Here is a 5558-nt window from a genome sequence, read left to right on the forward strand (position 1 = left end):
TCGAGGCCTTCATCGCCTACTTCAACCGCACCCTCGCCAAGCCGTTCAAGTGGACCATGACCGGCAAGCCGCTCGCTGCGTGAGCGGCCGTCGAAATGGGGTTCGTTCTTCCGGCGAGGTGTACTAGGTCCGTATTGATGGCGGCTTCATGTTTCGGCAGCAATATCCTGACCTTTCAAATGCGGCATGGCCCGTCGAAATTTGGATGCTACATATCCTCGCTTTGTGCATTTGTCAACATTTCATAATGAGATAAGCTGTAATTTCCGCTCCTCCCCAAGAGGTGTGTCATGAAGACCGCAAAGGCCGGCCTGCTCGTGATCTGCTGCTCACCGCGCCGCTGCCGCGGCCGGGGCAGCGGACCTCATCCAGCCAGCGATGCTGACGCACCAATCCGAAACATTTGGCATCGTTCAGCGGGACTGCGAGACCGACCGGGCCGGGCCGGAAGCGGATGACCGACGCCTGCGCCGCTGATCGTCGCTCGCCATGGCCGAGAGGGAACGGCTGTAGCCGCCCTCTCAGCCGTTAACCCGCCTTTCGTTACTCCGCCGACTTTCGTTTCGCCGCCAGGCGATCGATCTCCGCCTGGACCGCGGCGCTGGACTGGCCGGTGAACTCGTCGTGGTGATCGCGCGCATAGACATAGCTTTCGCTGCGCCACTCCCGCGAGGCCTGGAAGTGCGGATGCACATACCGCGCCATCAGCTCGTAGTGCCGTTTCGTCTGCGGCCAGTCGGCCCAGTTCTGCGCCAGTTCCATGATCACGCCGAACCCGCCCGAGCCTTCCAGCAGCCGCTCTATATAGGCGATCGCGTCGTCCGGCGTGCCGATGCAGGCCGAGCCGCTCTCGACCATCCACTGGTAGCGGTCGCCGATATCGCCCGGAACGATCGGGAAGGTCGCGACATCGCGGAAGTAGTCGCAGAATTTATCCAGCCCGTAGCGGACGTTCTCCCGCGCCTGTTCCCGCGTCTCGGCGACATGCATCAGCGTCACCAGCCGCCAGCAGGACCGGTCCGGCACGTGGCTGTTGGCCCGGGCGGTTTCCTCGTACAGCCCCCAGTTCTTGCGATGATGCACCATCGCATCGTCGCTGGTGCCGCCGATGGACAGCATGCCGAGCCCGTGCCGCCCCGCCGCCAGCGCGCCGGCGGGGGAGCGTGCCGCGGCCACCGCCATCTCCATCCGCGGCCGGGTATAGGGCGGCAGTTGCAGGCAGGCGTCGTGCAGGTCGAACCAGTCGGTCTTGCGGGTGACGCTGTCGCCGCGGAACAGCTCGACCAGCACGTCCAGCGACTCGTTCATCATCCTTCGTTGATCAGCCGGATCAATGCCGATCTTCTTGGCGTCGTGCACCAGCGATCCGGGGCCGACACCGAACATCGCCCGGCCGCGGGTCTGGTAGTCGAGCTGCACCATCCGATCGGCCAGCATGAACGGGTTGTGATACGGCAAAGAAACAACGCCGGTGCCCAGGCGGATATGCCGGGTCCGTTCCGCCGCTGTCGCTATGAACATCTCCGGGTTGGCGATGATCTCAAAGCCGCCGGAGTGGTGCTCGCCGATCCAGGCCTCGTCGTAGTTCAGGCGGTCGAGGTGCTTGGAGCAGCTCCATGTCGCGTTCCAGCGCCAGGACCGGGTTCTGGCTCAGGTCGTGGAACGGCGCCATGAAAATGCCGCTGCGGAGGTACGTCATTGGAGTCTCTCCCGTTATTCAGACATCAAGCCGGTAGCCGTCGCCGTCGCGCACCAGGCGCCCGGCCGTCACGCCAGCAAAATGGGTGCCCAGGATCAGCGCCGGCGTATCGGCAAACCGCTGGAACATCGCGTGCCGCGTGGCGATGCCCTCGTCCGGATCGCTGTCGGCCAGCGTGCTCCAGTCCGGGCGGGCGATCTGGCAGGGGTGGTGCATGAAGTCGCCGGTGATCAGCGCCTGCTCGCCGCGCGAGCGGATCAACACGCTGACATGGCCGGGCGTATGGCCGAGCGTCGGGACCAGGCTGATTTCATCGCAAACCTGTTCATCGATCTCGACCATCCGCGCCAGCCCGGCCTCAACGATCGGCGTCACGGAATCGGCAAAGATGGTTTCCATGTCGGGACGGTCCTGCACCGTCCGCCAGTGCTGGTATTCCGCGCGGCCCATCAGATAGCGCGCCCGCGGGAAAGTCGGCACCCACTTGCCGTTCTCAAGCCTGGTGTTCCAGCCGACATGATCGACGTGCAGGTGGGTGCACAGCACCGTATCGATCGACTCCGCCGGGAAGCCGGCCGCCGCCATGTCGGCCAGGAACGGCCCGGTGCGGTCGTTCCAGTGCGGGATGCGACGGCCCTGCTTGTCGTTCCCCAGGCAGGTGTCCACCACGATCCGCCGATCGGCGGTTTCGACGACGAAGCTGTGGATGCTCATGCGCAGGCGGCCGTTCTCGTCGGCGAAATGCGGCCGCAGCCAGCCGATCGGCAGGATTTCCTCGGGCGTCGCCTGCGGCAGCAGGAAGCGGGTGCCGCCGGTCACCTCCAACTCGACGATCTTCGTCACCGTGACGCCGCCGATGGTCCATTTCATGCCGGTTTCCTCGGGTTCATTGGTTGTTGCCCGGCAGCTTGGCCGAGGACCCGCCCGCCAGCAAGCCGCCGCCCTACCGATCTTCTTCCGGCGCCCGGGTCGGCCGTTCCAGCACGGACTCCACATAGACCATCCGCACCGCCGTCATCGAAGCGGCGAACAGCGGCGTCGCCAGGATCAGGCCCATGACGCCGAACACCGCGCCCAGCACCGTCTGCGACAGGATGGTCAGCGCCGGCGGCAGGTCGACCGTGCGCTTCTGGATCAGTGGCGCAATGATATTGCCTTCCAGCGTCTGCACCACGACGTAGAGGATCGCGACCGAGACCGCGCTCTGAGGCGATTGCGACACCGCAACGGCCAGTGCCGGGATCGCTCCGGCCAGGGCGCCGATATAGGGCACGAAATTGCACAGCCCGGCGATGATCGCCAGCGTCAGTGCCAGCGGCACGCTCAGGAAGAACAGCCCGGTGCCGGTCAGCACCGCCACCACCATCATGTCCATGAACTGGCCCAGGAACCAGCGCTGCAAGGTCCTGCCCAGTTCCTCCATCACCTCGTGCCCGCGCGGCCGCCAGCGGGGTGGCAGCAGCCGCAGGAAGCCGCCGATGTAGGTGTCCGGCGCCATGGCCAGGAAAATCCCCGTCGCCAGGACCACCACCAGATCCCCGCCGACGCCGATGACCGAGGAAGCGACGCCGGGCGCCAGGGACGTCAGGTGGCCCAGGATGGCGCCGGCCTGGTCCGTCAGGTGCGGAACAATACGTTTTACATACGGATCGTTCTGCCACCTGTCCCACAGATGCTGGACCTGCTGCCTGACCGTGTCGGACACTGTTGCAGCCTCGCGGATCATGCGCGCGCCCTCCAGCCAGAACAGGGCCATGAACAGCAGGACGATCAGCACGACGACGAGGGCGAGGCACCAGCCGGTGCCAAGCCCGATGCGGCGATGCAACCCGGACGCGCCCCCCCGCAGCACGCTGGCCGCCAGGAGGGCGGCGAACACCAGCAGCAGCACGTCGCCCAGCTGGGACGCGACCAGCAGCAGCAGAGCGGCAATAACGGCCGCCCGCAGGGTATAGTCGATGTTACGGTGGTGCTTTTGTTCGGTGTCCATCCCGCACCTTCACCCGATGGCGGCGACCGGCTCAATGCACAGTCGGTTCAGCCGGCGGCCCCGCTTGTGCCAGGCGGCCGGCTGGATCAGAGTCGCCAGCAACCGGACGATGGAGGTAACCCATGGCCTTGCATATCGACTACTACGTGTCGCTGAACTCGCCCTGGACCCATCTCGGCGCCGCGCGGATCGAGGCCATGGCGATGGCGCACAATGCCAGCCTGCGCATCTATCCGGTCGATTTCGGCGCCATCTTCGCCGCCTCGGGCGGGCTGCCGCTGCCGAAGCGGTCACCGCAGCGCCAGGCGTACCGGTTGCAGGAACTGGCGCGATGGCGCGACCATCTCGGCATCCCGATCGTCATCCAGCCGAAATTCTTCCCGGCCGGCGAGACGCTCAGCGCCCCGTGCGTCATCGCCGTGCGCGAGACCATCGGCGACCAGCCGGCGATCAGGCTGGCGCACCGCATCCTGAAGGCGCTGTGGCAGGAGGAGAAGAACCCGGCGGACCCGGCAACCCTGGCCGGGCTGATCGCCGACGTCGGCCTGGATGCCGACAAGGTCATGAAGCTGGGCGAGGAGCCGCGCTGGACGGAACGGCGGGAGGCCGACACCAAGGCCGCGCTCGACCGCAACGTATTCGGCGCGCCGAGCTACGTCATCGGCGACGACATATTCTGGGGCCAGGACCGCCTGGGCTTCGTCGAGCGCCGGCTGGCGCGCGGCTGATGCGGGTCTATACCATCCTGCCGCAGCGGCACTGGCAGGACGTCGCGCCGGCGGCCCGCGAGGCCGAGGCCGTCGGGTTCGATGCGGTCATGACCGTCGAGCTCGGGCACGACCCGCTGGCGCCGCTGGCGTTCGCCGCCCTGGCGACCAGCCGGGTGGAGCTGACGCCATCCGTCGTAGTGGCGTTCCCACGCAGCCCGACGACGCTGGCGCAGCAGGCCTGGGACATCCACGCCAACTCCGGCGGTCGTTTCGTGCTTGGCCTGGGCAGCCAGGTAAAGGGCCACAACGAGCGCCGCTTCGGCATCGCCTGGACCGCGCCGGCGCCGCGGATGCGCGACTATGTCACGGCGCTGCGCGCGGTATGGCAGGCGTGGGAGACCCGCGGGCGGCTGAATTTCGACAGCCCGCACTACAAGCTGACGCTGATGACGCCGGATTTCTCGCCCGAGCCGACGGGGCTGCCGATGGTCCCGGTCACCGTCGCCGCCGTCGGCGAGGCGATGCTGCGCGTCGCCGGCCAGGTGGGCGACGGCGTGCGGCTGCATCCGCTGTGCTCGCGGGCTTATCTGGAGCAGGTGTGCCTGCCGCAGATGATGGAGGGCATGCGCCGCAGCGGCCGCTCCCGGCTGCATTTCGACGTGCATGGCGGTGGTTTCGTCTGCACCGGCCCGGACGCGGCGACCGTGGCTGCCGAAATGGAGAAAGCGAGGCGGCGCATCGGCTTTTATGGTTCCACCCGTACCTATCTGCCGATTCTGGCGCTGCATGGGCTGGAGGATCTGGGGGCGAAGCTGCACCGGATGTCGGTGGAGGGGCAGTGGGACCGCATGGGGGCGGAGATTTCCGACGACACCGTGCGGATCTTTGCCGCCTGCGGCACCTACGATACGCTCGCCAAGGTGATCGAGCAGCGCTTCGGCGGCGCCGCGGATTCCGTGGACATCCATTTCCCGCCCGGAACGCCGCCCGGGCTGGCGCAGGACCTGGTCAGCGACATCCGTCGCATTCCGCACACCTTTGCCGGCTTCAACACGAGCTGGTAACGAAACCGCATGGCCACGCGGACCTGCCGGGCGCGGCGCCAAGGGCCTGTCAGGGGATACCTGTGTCATTGGGGGGGCAGGGCACCGGGGGGCAG

Annotated in this window: 4 protein-coding genes and 1 pseudogene; 2 read left to right on the top strand and 3 right to left on the bottom strand. The window is 67.0% G+C overall.

Annotation, left to right across the window (positions count from 1 at the left end):
- Positions 1 to 543 precede the first annotated feature (543 nt).
- From CCS01_RS10675 to CCS01_RS10685, 3 genes and pseudogenes are all read right to left on the bottom strand, one after another.
- Positions 544 to 1602, bottom strand: a pseudogene (locus CCS01_RS10675) (LLM class flavin-dependent oxidoreductase); the annotation flags it as partial.
- 115 nt (positions 1603 to 1717) lie between these two features.
- Positions 1718 to 2569, bottom strand: a complete 852-nt coding sequence (locus CCS01_RS10680) for an MBL fold metallo-hydrolase (RefSeq protein ID WP_104518810.1) — start codon at positions 2567 to 2569, stop codon at positions 1718 to 1720.
- A gap of 73 nt (positions 2570 to 2642) precedes the next feature.
- Positions 2643 to 3689: an AI-2E family transporter gene (locus CCS01_RS10685; protein WP_104518811.1), complete on the bottom strand. Its 1047-nt coding sequence runs from the start codon at positions 3687 to 3689 to the stop codon at positions 2643 to 2645.
- 122 nt (positions 3690 to 3811) lie between these two features.
- On the opposite strand from CCS01_RS10685, the gene CCS01_RS10690 reads away from it, so the two are divergent.
- Both CCS01_RS10690 and CCS01_RS10695 read left to right on the top strand, forming a co-directional pair.
- Positions 3812 to 4417: a 2-hydroxychromene-2-carboxylate isomerase gene (locus tag CCS01_RS10690; protein WP_104518812.1), complete on the top strand. Its 606-nt coding sequence runs from the start codon at positions 3812 to 3814 to the stop codon at positions 4415 to 4417.
- Entirely contained in the window at positions 4417 to 5463 is a 1047-nt protein-coding gene (locus tag CCS01_RS10695) for a TIGR03617 family F420-dependent LLM class oxidoreductase (RefSeq protein WP_104518813.1), read from the top strand. Before CCS01_RS10690 ends, CCS01_RS10695 begins: the two co-directional genes overlap by 1 nt.
- Positions 5464 to 5558: the final 95 nt, after the last annotated feature.

It is taken from the genome of Rhodopila globiformis, assembly GCF_002937115.1.
GTDB lineage: Bacteria > Pseudomonadota > Alphaproteobacteria > Acetobacterales > Acetobacteraceae > Rhodopila > Rhodopila globiformis.